Consider the following 18,314-nt stretch of genomic DNA (forward strand, 5'->3'; position numbering starts at 1 on the left):
TGCGGGGTGCGGGTAAAGGAGCCTCCGGCGGGGATATTTTGGAACAGAAGAAGCTGGCGGGCCGGCGCCTTTCCGGGCGGATCAGGGAGTCCGGCGTGAGATACGCCACAGAAGCAGCGCTGTCATCCCCAACCAGACAGCCGCGAAGCCGAACCACTGGATGGCGTAGCCGAAATGGTTGTTGGGGATGCCAGCGGTGTCGACCGGAAGTGGCGTGATGGCGGGATCGGCAGGAACGGTGGCGCGGGCGACGACCAGAACCGGCTCGGTGCCAAGGACATCGGCGAGCACGTCGACCTCACGGGCATACCAGTAATTCGACGCCGGGTCGTTGTCGGGGGTGAATCGGTCGCGCTCGTCGGGCCAGTGGAGGTTGCCGGTCACCTCGAGAACGGTCGGCGGACGTGGCGTCGTCTTGGCTTCGGCCGGCACGAAGCCGCGGTCGAGGAGCAGACGGCGTCCGTCCTCCGTCTCGAGCGCCGTCACGATGCGGAAGCCGGGGCCGAGCATGCGCGTGGAGACGAGGACATCGAGCTCGCGCGGTCCTGTCGTTCCGGTGACGCGTACCGGGAGGTATTGGTCGCGGGCCGGGTCGGGCACGGCCGGAATGGCTGTCGGCGCGGCGTGAATCCGGGTCTCGATCTCGTCGAGGATCGCTTCCTTCCACGCGAGCCGCTGGAGCTGCCAGAGGCCGAGCGCGACAAGGATGCCTGCTCCGACGAGCCCGATGAGGAGCGGAGCGATGTAGCGTCTCACCGGACTCTCCCAGTTTCATGCAAGCGGGGCGCGACCCGCGCCGCGCCCCGTCATCTTCCGTTTCTGACGACCTCCGCCTGTGGCGGGAGTCGTGGGCTCAGCTGCCCCAGATATAGACGGCGAAGAAGAGGAAGAGCCAGACGACATCGACGAAGTGCCAGTACCAGGCCGCGGCCTCGAAGCCGACGTGGCTTTCCTGCGTGAACTGGCCCGCCCGCACGCGCAGGTAGCACACGAACAGGAAGATCGTCCCGATGATGACATGCGCGCCGTGGAAGCCGGTGGCCATGAAGAAGGTCGCGCCGTAGATGTTGCCGGAGAAGCCGAAGGCGGCGTGGCTGTATTCGTAGGCCTGGAAGAAGGTGAACAGAAGTCCGAGCACGACGGCGAGAAGCAGCCCTGTTGCCATGTCCTTGCGGTTGTTTTCGTGCACCAGCGCGTGGTGTGCCCAGGTCGCCGCGCAGCCCGAGAGCAGCAGGATCAGCGTGTTGATGAGCGGCAGGTGCCAGGGATCGAAGGTCTCGATCCCGGCCGGGGGCCAGGTCTGATATTCCGCCGGCTGCTCCGGCCCGCCGGGGTAGAGCGCGTGCTTGAAGAACATCCAGAACCAGGCGGAGAAGAACATCACCTCGGAGAGGATGAAGAGAATGAAGCCGTAGCGCAGGCCGATCAGGACCACCGGCGTATGGTCGCCCGCCTCCTCCTCGTGAATCGTCTCGCCCCACCAGGCGACCATCGTGTAGATCACGCCCGCCAGCCCGATGAAGAAAATGAAGGGCGTGATGTCGTGCATCCACATGACTGCCCCGAAGAGCATGACGAAGCCCGAGACCGCTCCCACGAAGGGCCAGATCGAGGGCTGGAGGATGTGGTAGTCGTGGTTCTTGGTATGAGCCATGTTCGTGTCCCTTGCGCGTTTCTTGCCGGAGCCGGACGTCAGTTCTGAAGGTCCAGCGCCGCCTGCTCTTGCGGCAGGTCGATTTCGTAGAATGTGTAGGAGAGCGTGATCCTCGGCGTGAACTTCGCATCGCGGTCGTTCACGATCTCGGGGTCGACATAGAAGGAGACGGGCATCAGCACCGTCTCGCCTGGTTGCAGCACCTGTTCGGTGAAGCAGAAGCACTCGATCTTGACGAAGAAATTTCCGGCATCGAACGGCGCCACGTTGTAGGCGGCCTGCCCCGCGACGGGGTGGTCGGTCGGGTTGTGCGCCTCGTAAAAGGCCAAACCGGTCTCGCCGATGCGGATCTCCATCTCGCGCTCGACCGGCCGGAACTCCCAAGGCATGCCGTCGGCGAGATTGCCATCGAACCGCACCTTGATTGTCTGGTCGAGGATCAGGTCGGAGGCGGCCTCGGCCGTGTTGGTCGTGCCGCCATAGCCGGTCACCCGACAGAAAAAATCGTAGAACGGCACCGAGGCCCAGGCGAGTGAGCCCATGAGCAACACCACGCCCAGGGTCTGGGCGAGGGTACGTCGGGCGCCGGTGAGCCGCGGGAACATCATTGCGGCGTCTCCTTCGAGACCATGCCTGTGCCAAGCACGTCCTGCCCGCCGCCGACTTTGACAATGGTCATGCCGAAGACGATGGCGACGAAAGCGGCGAGGATCAGGCCGAGCCCGAAGTTCCGGCCGCGACGGCGATCGTGGAGTTCGTGCGTGGCGCGGATCATGCCAGACCTCCGAAGAGCGCGCTGAGGGCTGCATCTGCGAGAAGCGCCGTGAAATGCGCGAAGAGATACCAGAGCGAGAGCTTGAAGAAGCGTTTCTCCTCGCCATAGGCGTCGGCCTCGGCCTGTGCGGTGGAGCGGCGAAGGAGCTTCCAGGCGCCGACGAGGAAGCGGAAATCCATAACCAGCGCGGTCACCAGATACACCGGGCCGCCGATCGAGGTGAAAGCGAGCCCGAGCGAACAGGCTGTCAGCAGGATCGTATAGGCAAGGATATGGCGGCGGGTCGAGTCATGTCCGTGGGTGACGGTCAGCATCGGAACGCCCGCGTCGTCGTAGTCGGATTTCATGAACAGCGCCAGCGACCAGAAATGCGGCGGCGTCCAGATGAAGATGAGCGAGAACATCAGCAGCGACTCGACGGAGACGCCGCCGGTGGCCACGGCCCAGCCGATCATAGGCGGGAAGGCGCCCGCAGCGCCGCCGATGACGATGTTCTGCGGCGTCCAGCGCTTCAGCCACATCGTATAGATCACGACATAGAAGAAGATGGTGAAGGCCAGAAGCCCGGCGGCGAAGAGATTGGCCGACAGCGACAGCATCATCACCGACAGGCCAGACAGCGCCAGACCGAGGCCGAGCGCTTCGCCCTCGCTCACCCTGCCGGCCGGGATCGGGCGTTTCGCCGTGCGGCGCATCTTCCGGTCGATATCCGCATCCCACCACATGTTCAGCGCGCCCGACGCCCCGCCGCCGAGGGCGATGAAAAGCACCGACGTGAAGGTGATGAAGGGGTGGACGTGAACCGGAGCCACCAGGAGCCCCACCAGCGCGGTGAAGACAACGAGCGACATCACCCGCGGCTTCATGAGCGCGAAATAGTCCCTCAGCTCGGGCTCGGCGCCGCGGGAAATGGTATGCAGAGACGTGTCAGACATGCGCTGTCCGCAGGATCATTCGGCCGAGGCGACGTCGATCGCCCGCGGCTTGCCGGCATACTGCTCGATCGCGCCGTCGAGCCAGGCTTCATAGGCTTCCTGGCTCACCACCTTCACCGTGATCGGCATGTAGGCATGCGCGATGCCGCAGAGTTCCGAGCACTGGCCGAAATAGATCCCTTCTTCCTCGGCCTTGAACCAGAGTTCCGCGAGCCGCCCGGGCACCGCGTCCTGCTTCACGCCGAAGGCAGGAATGGTCCAGGAATGGATCACGTCGTTTGCGGTGACCTGCACGACCACGGTCTTGTTCACGGGCACCACAACGGCCGTGTCGGTCGCGAGCAGGAAATGCTCCTTCTCGTAGCCCGCCTCGATCAGTTTCGCCTCGACCTCGGGCGTCAGCTTGTTCTCCGCATCCTGGCCGATCATGTAGCTGTCGAAGGCGAAATCGTGGTCGGAATATTCGTAGGACCAGTACCACTGGTTGCCGATCGCCTTGATGGTGACGTCGGCCTCCGGGATGATCTGCTGGCGGAACAGGACCGGCAGCGAGAAGGAGCCGATGAAGATCAGGATGACGATCGGGATAACCGTCCAGGCAAATTCGAGCGGCGAATTGTGGGTAAAACGCGCGGGGTCCGGGTTCGCCTTGCGGTTGTGGCGCACGACGACGATGGCCATCAGCGCCATGACGAAGATCACGATGGCAAAGATGATCCAGTTGAGCAGCCCGTCCAGGAAGTGGATGTCAGCTGCCAGTTCGGTCACGGCGGGCTGGAATCCGATGCCGCCGGGCACCGGTGCGCCTTTGACCTCGAGGGAGCCCGCATCCTGGGCAATGGCAGCGCCGGCCGTGCAGAGGCCGGCAAGGGCAGCCACAAGGCCGCTCTTCAGCGTCGAAAATCGCATCAATATGTGTCCCGTTCGCGTTGCGGCCGAAGCCGAGACGGACCCTCCTCCCAGATGGCGCGCACCTTCGGGGCATGGAGCCCATTGTTTCCACGCGGCAGAAGATCATATTACGCAAAACCGCACAAGTCGCAGTTTTGCCAATTATGCATCTCTGCGAATATGTCGATAGCAGGAGCCATCCCTTTGACCTCGACCGAAAATGCACCTTTCCGCCCCTTCGAGACCAATCTCGACCGCGACGCCGCCCTGGCCGTCCTGCGTGACGCCTGCCAAGGTGCTGACGACGGCGAGCTTTTTCTCGAGCGGCGGCGGTCCGAGGCGCTGGTCTTCGACAACGGCCGGGTAAAGACCGCGAGCTATGACGCGGCTGAAGGTTTTGGGCTGCGCGCCGTGCGGGGCGAGACCGCAGGATATGCGCATTCGACCGAGGTGAGCCTGCCGGCGCTAGCCCGGGCCGCAGAAACGGCGCGCCTCGCCGTCGGAGACGGCGGCGGAACGCTCGCTCTCGGCCCCAAGCCCACGAATCGCCGCCTCTATGGCGACGGCAACCCGATCGGCGACGCCGAATTCCCTGTGAAGATTGAGTGCTTGCGCGAGATCGACGCCTTCGCTCGCGCGCTCGACTCGAGGGTCGTGCAGGTCTCCGCGACGATTGCGGCCTCGCTTCAGGAAGTCACCATCCTGCGCCCCGACGGCACGATCCTGACCGATAGCCGCCCAATGAGCCGTCTGAACGTGAGCGTGATCGTCGAGCAGGACGGCCGCCGCGAACAAGGCGGGACGGGCGGCGGCGGCCGGGCCGGCCTCGACGGCCTGCTCGAGCCCGATCACTGGCAGGCAGTCGCGCGCGAGGCGCTGCGGATCGCGGTGGTCAACCTGGAGGCACAGCCTGCTCCGGCCGGAGTCATGGATGTGGTCCTCGGCCCCGGCTGGCCCGGTATCCTTTTGCACGAAGCCATCGGCCACGGTCTCGAGGGCGACGCCAACCGCAAGGGAAGCTCGGCCTTCGCGGGGCTGATGGGAAGCCGCATCGCGGCGCCGGGCGTAACCGTGGTCGATGACGGCACGCTCCCCGACCGCCGCGGCTCGATCACCATCGACGACGAGGGCACGCCCTCGGCCCGAAACGTGCTGATCGAGGACGGCATCCTCGTGGGCTTCATGCAGGACCGGCAGAACGCGCGCCTGATGGGCGTGGACCCTACCGGCAACGGTCGCCGCGAGAGCTATGCCCACCCGCCGATGCCACGGATGACCAATACCTACATGCTCGCCGGTGACGCGTCGCCCGCCGAGATCCTCTCCGACCTCAAGGACGGGATCTACGCCGTGGGATTCGGCGGCGGTCAGGTCGACATTACCTCCGGCAAGTTCGTGTTCTCCTGCACCGAGGCCTATCGGGTGAAGAACGGACAGGTCGGCGCGCCCGTGAAGGGTGCGACGCTGATCGGCGACGGTGCGACTGCGCTGCGGCACATCACTGCCATCGGCAACGACATGGCGCTCGACCCCGGCATCGGTAACTGCGGCAAGGCCGGGCAATGGGTGCCGGTCGGCGTCGGCCAGCCGACGCTGCGGATCGGCGGCCTCACAGTGGGCGGCTCAGCCGCCTGATCCGGGAACGTTGTCGCGTGAAAACGCGGCACCTGTGTCAAGCTCGGGAACGCAAACGTCCGACTCGGGACGCATTTGGTCGTTTGGACATGTTCCGTAGGTTGATGCCGCCGCTTCTCCGACTTCTGGAGCATTCGTTGGTGTCTTCCCTTGTGCGTCTCGCCTGATCATGCGCACACGCCCTGGCCCAGATAACACCCGCGGTCGACTCCGCGGAGCGCCGGCACGTCCAGTTTTCCCGAAATGAATGCGCGACGCTGGCCGGAAATTTCGGTGGGCCGAGCATTTTCCGGAAGCCATTTACTGGCGGTTAACCGTTTCCCCGTAGCCATGGGTCCAGCAAGAGATGGAGCGACGACGGTTTGGAGAAAGTTTCTTCCCCACCCCCCCTCGCACCACCCACCTCGGAAGGAACCAGGCTGGTCTGGCTTCGTCTCTTGCGCTCTCGCCGGGTGGGCATTGCGACCTTCTACAGATTGATGAACGACCATGCCGGCGATGCCGCGGCCGCGCTCGACGCGCTCCCGGGTGTCGCCGCCCGGGCCGGCGTCGCGGGCTACGCGGCCTGTCCGCCGGAGCTTGCGGAACGCGAGTTCCTCGCCGGCGAGAGATGTGGCGCGCGGCCGCTCTTCATCGGCGAAACCGACTATCCCAACGCGTTGACCGATCTCGCCGACCCGCCGCCCATGCTCTGGGTCCGCGGCCGCGGCGCCCTGGCACGGCGCCCCGCAATCGCGCTTGTCGGGGCCCGCAACGCCTCGAGCCTTGGCCTGCGCACCGCGCGCGCCCTGGCACAGGGGCTCGGCCGCGCTGGTCATGTTATCGCCTCCGGCCTCGCTCGCGGCATCGACGCGGCCGCCCATTCGGCCGCTCTCGAGACCGGCACCATCGCGGTCGTCGCCGGCGGTGTGGATGTCGTCTACCCGCGCGAGAACGCAGAGCTCACGCGGCAGATCGCCGAAGACGGCCTGATCCTGTCAGAGATGCCCATCGGCATGCGCCCGCAGGCCCGCCATTTCCCGCGCCGCAATCGCATCGTCTCCGGCCTCTCGGCGGCCGTGGTCGTGGTCGAGGCCGCCGCCCGCTCCGGCACGTTGATCACGGCACGCGAGGCGCTCGACCTTGGCCGCGACGTGCTCGCGGTCCCCGGCCACCCGTTCGACAGCCGCGCTTCGGGCTGCAACATGCTGATCCGCGACGGCGCAACGCTGGTCCGTGGCGCAGAGGACGTGCTGGAAGCGCTCGCGCCTTTCGCCGCCGCAGAGAACCGCAGCGCTTGCCCAGACGCGACCGCAGCCGCGGCGGTCCCACCACCTGCCGTGGCGGACGACTCGATGCGCGCACGCATCCTGTCTCTGCTCGGCGCGGCGCCGATCGCCGAGGACCAGCTCCGGCGCGATCTCACGCTGCCTGGCGAGGCGGTGTCCGGCCTGCTTCTCGAGCTGGAACTGGAAGGCGCGATCCACCGCCAGCCGGGCGGGCTCTTGGCGCGACCGGCTTGAACGGCAAAAAAATCCACCCGTAGGGTGGCGCCGAGCCGCGGCGGCGGCGCATTGACAAGCCCCCGATGTCACCACATGTTCCGCCGCCAATCGCAGATCTTTCGCTTGCAGGTTTCCTTATGCCCGTTGTCGTCGTCGAATCGCCCGCCAAGGCAAAGACAATCAACAAATACCTCGGCGACGATTTCACCGTGCTCGCGTCCTACGGCCATGTCCGGGACCTGCCGCCCAAAGATGGCTCGGTCGACCCGGAGCACGACTTCGAAATGACCTGGGAGGTCGGAAACGATTCCCGAAAACATATCAAGGCCATCGCCGACGCGCTGAAGGACGACAACGCGCTGATCCTCGCCACCGACCCCGACCGCGAGGGCGAGGCGATCTCCTGGCATCTCGAGGAGGCGCTTCGCAAACGCCGGGCGATCAAGAAGGACACGCCGGTCTCCCGCGTCGTCTTCAATGCCATCACCAAATCGGCGGTGACCGAGGCGATGAAGAACCCGCGCCAGGTCGACCAGCCGCTGGTCGACGCCTATCTCGCCCGCCGCGCGCTCGACTACCTTGTCGGCTTCAACCTCTCGCCTGTGCTCTGGCGCAAGCTTCCCGGCGCCCGTTCGGCCGGCCGCGTGCAATCGGTCTGCCTGCGCCTCATCGTCGAGCGCGAGATGGAGATCGAGGCGTTCCGGGCTCAGGAATACTGGACCGTGAAGGCGATCCTCGCCACACCGCGCGGCCAGACCTACGAGGCGCGGCTGGTGACGCTCGCGGGCAAGAAGCTCGACCGGTTCGATATCGGCAACGCGCCCGCCGCCGAACTCGCCGTGCAGGCGATCACCTCGCGCGACCTCACGGTCACCGGGGTCGAGGCCAAGCCCGCCAGCCGCAACCCGTCGCCGCCCTTCATGACCTCGACCCTGCAACAGGAGGCCAGCCGCAAGTTCGGGATGGGCGCGAGGGCCACGATGAGCGCAGCGCAGCGGCTCTACGAAGCCGGACTGATCACCTATATGCGGACCGACGGGATCGATATGGCGCCCGAAGCGGTCTCCGCGGCGCGCGAGGCGATCGCAGCGCGCTACGGCAAGGACTACGTTCCCGCGAGCCCGCGGATCTACAAGAACAAGGCTAAGAACGCGCAGGAAGCGCATGAATGTATCCGCCCCACCGATATGACGCGGGATGCCGGCGAATTGAGGATCTCCGAGCCTGACCAGCGCAAGCTATACGACCTGATCTGGAAGCGGACGCTGGCAAGCCAGATGGAAGCGGCGCGGCTCGAGCGGACTGTGGTCGACGTGGCCAGCGCCGACGGCCAGGTTGAGCTGCGTGCCAACGGCCAGGTGGTGCTCTTCGACGGATTTCTGCGCGTCTACGAGGAAGGCCGCGACGACGTCACCGGCGACGAAGACGACAAGCGTCTGCCCCAGGTCATGCAGGGCGAGAAGGCCGAGAAGCGCGAGATCACGCCCGAGCAGCATTTCACCCAGCCGCCGCCGCGCTATACGGAGGCGACGCTGGTCAAGCGGATGGAGGAACTCGGCATCGGCCGTCCCTCGACCTATGCCTCGATCGTCACCACGATCCAGGAGCGCGGCTATGTCCGCAAGGACAAGAACCGGCTTTTCCCGGAGGACAAGGGGCGGCTCGTCATCGCCTTCCTGATGAACTACTTCCGCAAGTATGTCGGCTACGACTTTACCGCCGGACTGGAAGAGGAACTCGACCACGTTTCCGCCGGCGACGCCGATTACAAGGCGGTCCTGGCGAAGTTCTGGCGGGATTTCTCCGCCGCGATTTCCGAGACATCCGAGCTGCGCATCACGGACGTCCTGGAAAAGATCAACGAGGTGCTGGAGCCGCATCTCTTCCCCCCGAACGAAGAGGGCACGGACCCGCGCGCCTGCCCGAACTGCGGCTCGGGTAGGCTCTCGATGCGCACCGCGCGTTCGGGCGGCGCCTTCATCGGCTGCTCGAACTACCCCGAATGCCGCTATACGCGCCCCTTCGGCCCGCCCGGCACGGAGGAGAGCGGCATCGGCCCGGACGGCAAGCTTCTGGGCTACGACAAGGACGACAAGATCACCCTGCGCGACGGCCGGTTCGGGCCCTATGTGCAGCGAGGCGACGCGAGCGAGGACAACCCGAAGCCGCCGCGCTCGAGCCTCCCCAAGGGGTGGCGCGCCGAGGATATGGACCTCGAGAAGGCGCTGACCCTGCTCAGCCTGCCGCGCGAGATCGGCGCGCATCCCGAAGGCGGCACGATCACCGCGAATTTCGGCCGCTTCGGCCCCTATATCGCCCACCAGCTGCCCGACGAGGAAAAGCCCGTCTACGCCAATCTCAAGGACCCCGCAGAGGTGTTCGAGATCGGCATGAACCGGGCGGTGGAACTGCTTGCCGAGAAACGCGCCAATCCGCGCGGCCGCGGGCGCGGCGCGGCCGCCAAGCCGTTGAGAGAGCTTGGCGAGCACCCCGAGAAGGGCGGACCCGTCAATGTCATGGAGGGCCGCTACGGGCCCTATGTGAAGTGGGACAAAATCAATGCCACGCTCCCCAGCGAGACCGATCCGCAGACAGTCACATTGGAACAGGCGCTCGAGTTGATTTCCGCCAAGGCATCGAAGAAGGGCGGCCGCAAGAAGGCCGCGCCGAAGAAGGCGGGGGCCAAGGCGAAACCGGCGGCATCCGGGGACGCCGCCAAGTAGCCGCGCCGACGGCGCGGCGTCAGATCAGCCAGAACGGCTTGCGCAACTCTTCAGAGACCATCTCGGGCGTGAGGCCGACATCCCTTAGCTGATGCGGAGTGAGCTGCGCGAGGACGCGGCGCGAACGTCGGTTGCGGTCCCATTTCACCAAAGTTGCCGCCACCAAGACCAGAAGATCGGCTGCAAGCGGTCGCGTGCGATACGCCTTCAGGCTGTCGAGCCGGCTTGCCGTGGTGGAAGAATCTTGTGCCATGGGACTCTCCTATTGTATCGACACAATTCTTGCATTATCTGCAACAATCGAGATAATTGTGAAATTGTCTCGCGTCGAGGAAAGTATTGTGACGGATACAAAATGGTATGCCGAAATCGACCTCTCGGGGCGCTCGAAATACAAGGCGCTGGCGGACCACCTTGAAAAATCCATAGAGGATGGGTCTTTGCCGGTCGGACACCAGCTCCCGCCGGTGCGTCAGCTGGCCTGGGATCTCGGGGTTACACCGGGCACGGTGGCGCGCGCCTATGGTCAGCTCACTGATGCGGGGCATCTCGAAGCCGTCGTCGGACGCGGCACATTCGTCGCGCCGAAGCGGGCCTCGGTCGCCGACGACATCTGGTCGCGCTCCTCGCTTCAGGACGATGGAACGATCAATCTCTTCAGCCCCCGCCTCCCCGACATGGGGCAGGTCGCGGCGGTTCGGCGCGCGTTACGGGAAGTCGCGGATGGTCCGGTCAAGGACCTCGTCGAATATCCCGACCGCGCAGGCTTCAGGCCCGCACGTGAGGCGGTCGTCTCCTGGCTGGCGGACATGCCGCTGGGCAGCATCGGGGAAAAGGACGTGGTTCTCTGCCATGGCGGGCAGAACGCGATATCGTTGGTGCTCCAGGCCGCACTGCGCGACCCGCATCCAACCATCCTGGTCGAGGATCTTTCCTATGCGGGCTTCCGGCGGGCGGCGGAAATGCTGCGCATCGAAGTGGTCGGCGTTCCGTGCGACAGTGAGGGCCTGATCCCCGAAGAGGTCGGGCGACTTGCCCGGCGGACCGGCGCGCGCCTGCTCTGCACCTCGGCCGAGGTGCACAACCCGACCGGCCTGCACACCCCGCGGGCCCGCCGCGAAGCGATCGTCACCGCCTGCCAGCGCGCCGACAACGTCCAGATCCTGGAAGATGATTGCTACCGGATCGGCCCGGCCCGCGCGCCGGGCTACCGCGCGCTCTGGCCCGAGGGCGCCTGGTACATCTCCTCGATCTCCAAGACCATCACGCCGGCCTTGCGGATCGGTTTCGCCGTGGCGCCCGAGGGCCGCTATGCCGAGCTGCGCCGCGCCGCCGAATACGGCTTCTTCGGCCTCGCCCGACCGCTCGCGGAAGTCGCGCGGATCGTGTTGAGCGATCCGGAGACGCGGGCGATCACCGAGCGCGTCCGCAGCCGCGTCGGCGCCTATGTGCGGGCGGCGGTGAACATGCTGGGCGGGTTCGACCTCACATGGCACGAAGACGTTCCCTTTCTCTGGCTCTCCCTGCCGCGCGGCTGGCGCGCGGCGGAATTCTCCCTCGCGGCGGAGCGGGCCGGCATCCGGATCCGCTCGGCGGAGGAATTTACCCTGCGCGAGGGGCGCGCGCCGCACTCGGTGCGCATCGCCGTCAACGGACAGATCCCGCTCGACCGCTTCGAGGCGGCGATGGCCACTCTGCGCGACCTGCTCACCAATCCACCCGATCACATGGCGGTTTAAACGGCGCGCGGCCTGGTTCGCCCCGACCCGCGCACCGCCGCATTGCAGCATTCATTTGACAGCCACGCACTCTCCCGGCACAAACCTTGATTCAAGGCACAACGGGAGGTTCTCCATGCACAAGGTTTACGGCAGCGCGACCGAAGCGCTGGACGGGTTGCTGCACGACGGCATGCTGATCGCCGCCGGGGGCTTCGGCCTCTGCGGCATCCCCGAGCTGCTGATCGACGCCATCGTGGCGAGCGGCGTGAAGGATCTGACAGTGGCGTCAAACAATTGCGGCGTCGACGGGTTCGGCCTCGGCAAGCTGCTCGACACCAAGCAGATCCGGAAGATGATGTCGTCCTATGTGGGCGAGAACGCGGAGTTCATGCGGCAGTTTCTCTCCGGCGAACTGGAGCTGGAATTCAACCCGCAGGGCACGCTGGCCGAGCGGATGCGCGCGGCGGGGCACGGCATTCCGGGCTTCTACACCAAGACCGGCGTCGGCACGGTGATTGCCGAGGGCAAGGAGCACAAGGAGTTCAACGGCGAGACCTATATCCTCGAAGAGGGCATCTTCGCCGACCTCTCCATCGTCAAGGCGTGGAAGGCCGACCCGACCGGCAACCTCGTCTTCCGCAAGACCGCACGCAACTTCAACCCACCGGCGGCAATGTGCGGGCGCGTCTGCGTGGTCGAGGTCGAAGAAATCGTGCCCACCGGCTCGATCGACCCCGACCATATCCACCTGCCCGGCATCTTCGTTCACCGCCTGATCCAGGGCGAGCACGAGAAGCGTATCGAGCAGCGCACAACACGGAAGAAGGAGCAGGCCTGATGCCCTGGGATCGCAACGAGATGGCGGCTCGGGCCGCACAGGAACTCGAAGACGGCATGTACGTGAATCTCGGCATCGGCATCCCGACGCTGGTGGCGAACTACATCCCCGAGGGCGTCGAGGTCACGCTGCAATCGGAGAACGGCATGCTCGGCATGGGCCCCTTCCCCTACGAGGGCGAAGAGGATGCCGACCTGATCAACGCAGGAAAGCAGACGATCACCGAACTGCCGCAGACCGCCTATTTCGATTCGGCGACCTCCTTCGGCATGATCCGCGGCGGCAAGATCGCCATGGCGATCCTGGGCGCGATGGAAGTGGCCGAGAATGGCGACCTCGCGAACTGGATGATCCCGGGCAAGCTGGTCAAGGGAATGGGCGGTGCGATGGACCTCGTCGCCGGCGTCGGCCGCGTCGTCGTGGTGATGGATCACACCAACAAGAAGGGCGAATCGAAGATCCTGCACCGCTGCACCCTGCCGCTCACCGGCAAGGGCGTGGTGGACCGGATCATCACCAATCTCTGCGTGCTCGACGTGACCCACAAGGGGCTTCACATTCAGGAACTCGCGCCGGGCGTCTCCCGCGAGGAGGTTCTGGCCGCCACCGAGGCGACGATCGTCTGAGACCTGCACACGACATTGGCCCGACGGAAACCGCTCCGTCGGGTCGATCTGCGCAAGACCGACAGGCGTAGAGACCGGGTCACTCTTTCCCGGTCGCGGCCGGAACGAAGCGCCTACGCCGGCCCGACGAGGCGCCATGGTGCCACAGCAAACGCCCCGGAATTCCTTTTTCCATCATAAACAATTTCACATTACAGCCTCAGTTACCCTCTAATCGGGAAATAATGACACCGAGCATGAGCAGCCCTTCACTCCCTCCCCCCCAGTCCCCCGCCAGCCAGGGCTGGCGCGACGTCGCGCTTCTGGGCGGGCTTCTCTGCCTGTTCCTTGCCGGCCTTGCCGGGCTGGCCACGGCGACCGGGTGGGAGGAAACGCTGGAGCAGATCCGCCGCCTGAGCTGGCTCCAGGTCGCCGCGCTGCTCGGCCTCTCGCTCTGCAACTACCTCCTGCGCAGCGCCCGCTGGCATGTCTTTGCCCGCAGCCTCGGCCTGCCAACCCGCCTCGTCCAGGACATCCGCCATTTCCTCGGCGGCTTCGCCATGACGGTGACACCGGGCCGGGTGGGCGAATTGATCCGCATGCGCTGGCTCCGGCGCGAGACCGGCTGGAGCTTCGAGCGGACCGCTCCGCTCGTCCTGGTCGACCGCGCGTCGGACCTCGCGGCAATGGGCATTCTCCTTGCCATTGCCCTGGCGTTCTCGACCGTCGGAATCGGCGGAGCGCTGCCAGTGGTTCTGCTGGCGCTTGGCGCCGCCTATGTTGCCACCCATCCGCGCCTGCTGGCCTGGGTCGTCACGCAGGCCTACCGCGCGCTCGGCCGCTGGCCCCGTATCTTCGGCCGCATCCGCCAGGCGGCCCGCTCGCTGCGGCATTTCTCCAAGCCCGGCATCCTGACGCTGGCCCTGGCGCTCGGCACCGCCGGCTGGCTTGCCGAGGGCTACGCCTTTCACCTCCTTCTCGGATGGATGGGCGCCGAGGTCGGCCTTTGGAGCGCCGTCGCGATCTTCGTCTTCTCCACGCTTGCCGGCGGGCTCACCGGTGCGCCGGGAGGTGTCGGCGGCGCAGAGGCCGCGATGATCGCCCTGCTGAAACTGCAGGGTGTGCCGCTGGAGGTCTCGGTTCCGGCGACCGCCGTTATCCGGCTCACCACCCTCTGGTTCGCCATTCTCATCGGACTGGCTGTCTTCCCGATCGCGGAGCGACAGTCAAAAAAGGCGCGTCATGACCTGGAAGCAATGTGACTATACCGGCTGGGGCCGTGTCTATCACGCCCGCGGCGAGCTTGCTCGCCCGGAGCGGGCATCGGCCCTCGCACGTATCGCCAGCCAGACACCCTGCCCCGCCATCGGCCAGCGCCGTTCCTATGCGGATGGCTGCCTGAACGACGGCGGACGCGCGCTGCTCACCGAGCGGCTCGACCGTTTCCTCGGCTTCGAAGAGGAGACCGGCCTGCTCGAGGTGGAATCAGGCTGCAAGCTGGCCGATATCGTCACCCATTTCGGCCGCCGCGGCTGGCTGCCCGCGGTTCTGCCCGGCACCGGTTTCGCCACCGTGGGCGGCGCGATCGGCATGGATGTTCACGGCAAGAACCATCACCACGTCGGCAGCTTCGGCCAGCATGTCGAATCTCTCACCCTCGCCCTGCCCGACGGACCGCGCGAGGTCGCGCCCGGCGACCCGCTCTTTGCGGCCACCATCGGCGGCCTCGGCCAGACCGGACCGATCATCCGCGCGACACTCCGGATGCAGAAGATCCGCGGCGACGTGATGATGGTGACCGAGCGCCGCATCCCCGATCTCGCCTCCTATTTCGACCATCTCGACGCGAGCCAGGCGACCTACACCGTCGGCTGGATCGACGCGACGGCGCGCGGCGCGGCTCTGGGGCGCGGCATCCTCGAGGAGGGCGAGACCGGCCCGGGCCTCGTGCCGCCCGCCAAGCGCGGCACGCGCGTGCCGCTGGACGCGCCGCATGCCGCGCTCTCCGGTCCAGTCGTGCGCAGCTTCAACGCTGCCTATTTCCGCCGCGTTCCCGAGCGCGGGCGCACGGTGGTCAAGCCGCTGGAGGATTTCTTCTTCCCGCTCGACAAGATCCACGACTGGAACCGCCTCTATGGAAAGCGCGGCTTCCACCAGTTCCAATGCGTCGTTCCGCTTGCCGAGCGCGAGATCCTGCGGGCCATGCTCAAGGATGTCGGCACGGCGGGCCTCGCGTCCCCGCTCGCCGTCATCAAGCGCATGGGCGCCGGGCGCGGCGGCATGATGTCCTTCCCTACCGAAGGCTATACGCTCGCAATCGACTTTCCCGCCCGCGCCGAGGCGCCCGAGATGATCCGCCGCCTGATCGCGATGTGTTTTGAGGCCGGCGGCCGGGTCTATCTTGCCAAAGACGCCTTTGCAGAGGCCTCCCAGATGGACGCGATGTATCCCGAACGCGCCGAGTGGGCCGGGATCCTTCACAGCATCGATCCCGGTGAGGCCTATGCCACCGACCTCGTCCGCCGCCTGTCCCTGAGGAGCCTGCCATGACCGATACGGCCCGCGAAACCTGGCTGATCCTCGGAGCCACCTCCTCGATGGCCCGTGCGCTGGCGCGCAAGCTCGCCGGGCGCGGCGCCACGCTGCTGCTCGCCGGCCGCGACATGGAAGATCTCGAAGCGACGGCCGCCGATTGCACGGCCCGTGGTGCAACCTCGGCCGAAGCGATCCGGTTTGATGCGCGCGACCCCGAGAGTTTCCCACCCATCCTCGCCCGAATGCAGGCGCTCGGCGGCACGCCAAACGCTGCCGTCTTCGTCGGCTCGATGCCACCGCAGGTTGAGATCGACGACGACCCGGCGATGCTCGACGGCGTTGTCGCCGACAGCTTTACCGGGCCGGCCCGCCTCCTGCACGGCCTCGCGCCGCTCCTGGAGGCGGCCGGTGCCGGCACCATCGTCGGCGTGAGCTCGGTGGCCGGCGACCGTGGCCGGCTCGGGAACTACGTCTATGGCGCCGCGAAATCCGGCTTCACGACTTATATGTCGGGCCTGCGCAACCGCCTTGGCCGCGCCGGCGCTCATGCGATCACCGTGAAGCCGGGCTTCGTCGATACCGGGATGACCTGGGGGCTGGACGGCATGTTTCTCGTGGCGTCACCCGAGGCCGTCGCCGACACGATCCTGAAATCCGTGTCGAAACGGCGCAACGTCGTCTACACGCCGTTCTTCTGGCGCTACATCATGATGATCATCCGCGCCGTCCCGGAGCCCATCTTCCGCAAGCTTTCGATCTGACGCGGCTTCGTCGGTCGATTGCTGATCTCGGGGGCGACCAGCCTCCCAGCGCACTCACGGTTTCTGCACCACCTGTGCCACCTGCGCCCCGCGCCGAAACACGCAGCCGTCCGAAACAAGCTGCGGCGGCGTGAGGCAGAGCCCCTTGGCCACGCTCCACGCGGCAATCACCTTCGGCACGTAGTCGCGGGTCTCGGCATAGGGAGGAACGCCGGAATTGCTGCGCACCGCGTTCTCCCCTGCGTTGTATCCGGCCAGGGCGAGGATCGGGTCGCGGTCGAAATGATCCAGCAGCCAGTCGAGATAGGCGACGCCGCCGCGGATGTTCTCCGCCGCGTTCGTCCTGTTGGCGACGCCGAAGCGTTCCGCCGTCGCCGGCATGAGCTGCATAAGGCCCGTCGCGCCGGCCGGGCTCACCGCATCGACCCGCCCCGCGCTCTCGATCCCCATCACCGCGAGCACCAGCGCCGGCGAGACCTTCGTGCCGATCGTCGCCTTGAGTATGTCTGCCCCGTGCCGGTCGGCGATCGCCTGCAGGCTGGCCAGCCGCGGCGCCTTGACGGTCGCTCCCGCTGGCCCGAGCCTGAGCGCCGCCTCTGCCATTTCCAAACGCCCCGACCCGCTGTCGGAGATCGCCGGAGAGACGAGATCCCAATACCAGCCATAATGCGATGACGGCGCCGCCGCCGGAGCCCCTGTTCCCACCGGCCCCGGCGCGGAGGCGATCTTCGCACCGGGCGGAGGCGGCGCCGGCACCGCAGGGTTGAGCTTCAGAATCCGCGCTTGTTCCATCGGGTCGATCTGGACCAGCCCACGCCGCGCGCCAGCGAACCCGCTGCCGACCTTCACCCGTCTGAAGGTAAAATCCTTTGACCCCTCAGCCTGCTCGGCCGGGGCCGCCGCCGCTGCCACGCAGAGCGCGACCAGGGCGGTCCATCCAAGGCGGCGCATCTGCCTGCCTCCTGTTCTTGCCTGCTCTCGATTTTGTTTTTTTGTGAGGATCGCAGATTTCGTCGCTGCCGCACAGCCCTACTGCGTTTCCAGAGCCATCAAACGCGCAAAACAATGTGCAAAGGCCACACCAAACCGCCCCTGCGCTTGTCGGACCCACTCGTGCCGGTTATGATTCGGCCCGAACGGAGGCAAGGGAGACGCCACATGCAGTTGCTGAAACGGATCAGCACCTTTCGAGAGGAATGCTCCGGTGCGGTGACGGTGGACTGGATCGTCCTGACTGCGGTAATCGTGGGCACCGGCATCGCCGTGGTCTCGACCGTCTCCACCGGCGTCGGCGATCTGTCCGGCGATATCTCAGGCCAACTCAGCGTCTCCCAGATCCGGACCGCTTTCCGCTGAAAGCCGTCCCCGCTGTTCGCAGCGCCCGGAGATTCCTCACCAATTCACTGATTCCGCGCATATTGCACAGGATTGGTGGGATCGGGCACCGAAAACGTACGATCTGCGCCGCAATCCTGCCCGAGTCGGGTGGCCATATAGGCTCATGCCAGGAAGGGGATCGGGTCAAATGAACGGCCGACCCGAGCGGATCCGGAGCGGCGCTTAACTTAGGTAGAACACCCTTCTGGAGACCAACATGAAACTCTTCAACCTGATCAAATCCTTCCGCAATGACGAAGACGGCGCCGTGACCGTTGACTGGGTCGTGCTGACCGCCGCCATCGTCGGCCTCGGCATCGCAACGCTCGCCGTGATTTCCGGCGGCGTGGAAGACCTGTCCGGCGACATCTCGAACCAGC

The 18,314-nt window shown here is 66.1% G+C and carries 19 protein-coding genes; 11 read left to right on the forward strand and 8 right to left on the reverse strand.

What is annotated here, in order from left to right; translation table 11 throughout:
- Window positions 1–81: 81 nt before the first annotated feature.
- From EU800_RS08120 to coxB, 6 genes are all read right to left on the reverse strand, one after another.
- Window positions 82–756, reverse strand: coding sequence for an SURF1 family protein (locus EU800_RS08120; protein WP_129630407.1), 675 nt, complete (start codon window positions 754–756; stop codon window positions 82–84).
- Between the two features lie 97 nt (window positions 757–853).
- A complete protein-coding gene (locus EU800_RS08125; RefSeq protein ID WP_129630409.1) occupies window positions 854–1,654 on the reverse strand; it encodes a cytochrome c oxidase subunit 3 in 801 nt (266 codons plus the stop codon).
- 38 nt (window positions 1,655–1,692) lie between these two features.
- Window positions 1,693–2,262, reverse strand: a complete 570-nt coding sequence (locus EU800_RS08130; protein ID WP_242500437.1) for a cytochrome c oxidase assembly protein — start codon at window positions 2,260–2,262, stop codon at window positions 1,693–1,695.
- Window positions 2,259–2,429 carry a hypothetical protein gene (locus EU800_RS26750; RefSeq protein WP_165354592.1) on the reverse strand — a complete coding sequence of 57 codons (171 nt, stop codon included), beginning with the start codon at window positions 2,427–2,429 and terminating at the stop codon, window positions 2,259–2,261. The genes EU800_RS08130 and EU800_RS26750 overlap by 4 nt, the downstream gene beginning before the upstream one ends.
- The gene (cyoE, locus tag EU800_RS08135; RefSeq protein WP_129630411.1) at window positions 2,426–3,364 is read right to left on the reverse strand and encodes a heme o synthase; all 939 of its coding nucleotides are present in this window, start codon (window positions 3,362–3,364) and stop codon (window positions 2,426–2,428) included. The genes EU800_RS26750 and cyoE overlap by 4 nt, the downstream gene beginning before the upstream one ends.
- Window positions 3,365–3,379: 15 nt before the next feature.
- Complete coding sequence (gene coxB / locus EU800_RS08140) at window positions 3,380–4,273, reverse strand: cytochrome c oxidase subunit II (RefSeq protein ID WP_129630413.1); 894 nt, start codon at window positions 4,271–4,273, stop codon at window positions 3,380–3,382.
- Window positions 4,274–4,459: 186 nt separating this feature from the next.
- Here coxB and tldD point away from each other — a divergent pair, with 186 nt between their 5' ends.
- The 3 genes from tldD to topA all read left to right on the forward strand — a co-directional run bounded on the left by tldD (window position 4,460) and on the right by topA (window position 10,097).
- A complete protein-coding gene (gene tldD / locus EU800_RS08145; RefSeq protein WP_371685598.1) occupies window positions 4,460–5,890 on the forward strand; it encodes a metalloprotease TldD in 1,431 nt (476 codons plus the stop codon).
- Between the two features lie 362 nt (window positions 5,891–6,252).
- Window positions 6,253–7,392 carry a DNA-processing protein DprA gene (gene dprA / locus EU800_RS08150; protein ID WP_371685599.1) on the forward strand — a complete coding sequence of 380 codons (1,140 nt, stop codon included), beginning with the start codon at window positions 6,253–6,255 and terminating at the stop codon, window positions 7,390–7,392.
- A gap of 119 nt (window positions 7,393–7,511) precedes the next feature.
- On the forward strand, window positions 7,512–10,097 hold the full coding sequence (topA, locus tag EU800_RS08155) for a type I DNA topoisomerase (RefSeq protein WP_129630419.1): 2,586 nt from the start codon (window positions 7,512–7,514) through the stop codon (window positions 10,095–10,097).
- Between the two features lie 19 nt (window positions 10,098–10,116).
- Here the strand turns inward: topA and EU800_RS08160 are convergent, their stop codons facing one another.
- A complete protein-coding gene (locus tag EU800_RS08160) occupies window positions 10,117–10,350 on the reverse strand; it encodes a DUF1127 domain-containing protein (RefSeq protein ID WP_129630421.1) in 234 nt (77 codons plus the stop codon).
- An 88-nt stretch (window positions 10,351–10,438) separates the two neighbouring features.
- Between EU800_RS08160 and EU800_RS08165 the strand changes: the two genes are divergently transcribed.
- The 6 genes from EU800_RS08165 to EU800_RS08190 all read left to right on the forward strand — a co-directional run bounded on the left by EU800_RS08165 (window position 10,439) and on the right by EU800_RS08190 (window position 16,557).
- Window positions 10,439–11,836: a PLP-dependent aminotransferase family protein gene (locus tag EU800_RS08165; protein ID WP_242500439.1), complete on the forward strand. Its 1,398-nt coding sequence runs from the start codon at window positions 10,439–10,441 to the stop codon at window positions 11,834–11,836.
- 115 nt (window positions 11,837–11,951) lie between these two features.
- Window positions 11,952–12,656, forward strand: a complete 705-nt coding sequence (locus tag EU800_RS08170) for a CoA transferase subunit A (protein WP_129630425.1) — start codon at window positions 11,952–11,954, stop codon at window positions 12,654–12,656.
- Window positions 12,656–13,282: a CoA transferase subunit B gene (locus EU800_RS08175; protein ID WP_129630427.1), complete on the forward strand. Its 627-nt coding sequence runs from the start codon at window positions 12,656–12,658 to the stop codon at window positions 13,280–13,282. The genes EU800_RS08170 and EU800_RS08175 overlap by 1 nt, the downstream gene beginning before the upstream one ends.
- Window positions 13,283–13,518: 236 nt before the next feature.
- Window positions 13,519–14,523 (forward strand): lysylphosphatidylglycerol synthase transmembrane domain-containing protein, encoded by a 1,005-nt coding sequence (locus EU800_RS08180; protein WP_129630429.1) that lies wholly within the window; start codon window positions 13,519–13,521, stop codon window positions 14,521–14,523.
- Entirely contained in the window at window positions 14,504–15,811 is a 1,308-nt protein-coding gene (locus EU800_RS08185) for an FAD-binding oxidoreductase (protein WP_129630431.1), read from the forward strand. Before EU800_RS08180 ends, EU800_RS08185 begins: the two co-directional genes overlap by 20 nt.
- Entirely contained in the window at window positions 15,808–16,557 is a 750-nt protein-coding gene (locus tag EU800_RS08190; protein ID WP_129630433.1) for an SDR family NAD(P)-dependent oxidoreductase, read from the forward strand. Before EU800_RS08185 ends, EU800_RS08190 begins: the two co-directional genes overlap by 4 nt.
- 54 nt (window positions 16,558–16,611) lie before the next feature.
- Here EU800_RS08190 and EU800_RS08195 read toward each other — a convergent pair whose 3' ends face one another.
- On the reverse strand, window positions 16,612–17,508 hold the full coding sequence (locus EU800_RS08195; RefSeq protein ID WP_129630435.1) for a lytic transglycosylase domain-containing protein: 897 nt from the start codon (window positions 17,506–17,508) through the stop codon (window positions 16,612–16,614).
- A 207-nt stretch (window positions 17,509–17,715) separates the two neighbouring features.
- On the opposite strand from EU800_RS08195, the gene EU800_RS08200 reads away from it, so the two are divergent.
- A complete protein-coding gene (locus tag EU800_RS08200; RefSeq protein ID WP_129630437.1) occupies window positions 17,716–17,913 on the forward strand; it encodes a pilus assembly protein in 198 nt (65 codons plus the stop codon).
- Window positions 17,914–18,151: 238 nt separating this feature from the next.
- On the forward strand, window positions 18,152–18,314 hold a 163-nt coding region (locus EU800_RS27510), incomplete at its 3' end, for a Flp family type IVb pilin (protein WP_129630439.1).

The organism is Tropicimonas sp. IMCC6043, from assembly GCF_004146235.1.
GTDB lineage: Bacteria > Pseudomonadota > Alphaproteobacteria > Rhodobacterales > Rhodobacteraceae > Tropicimonas.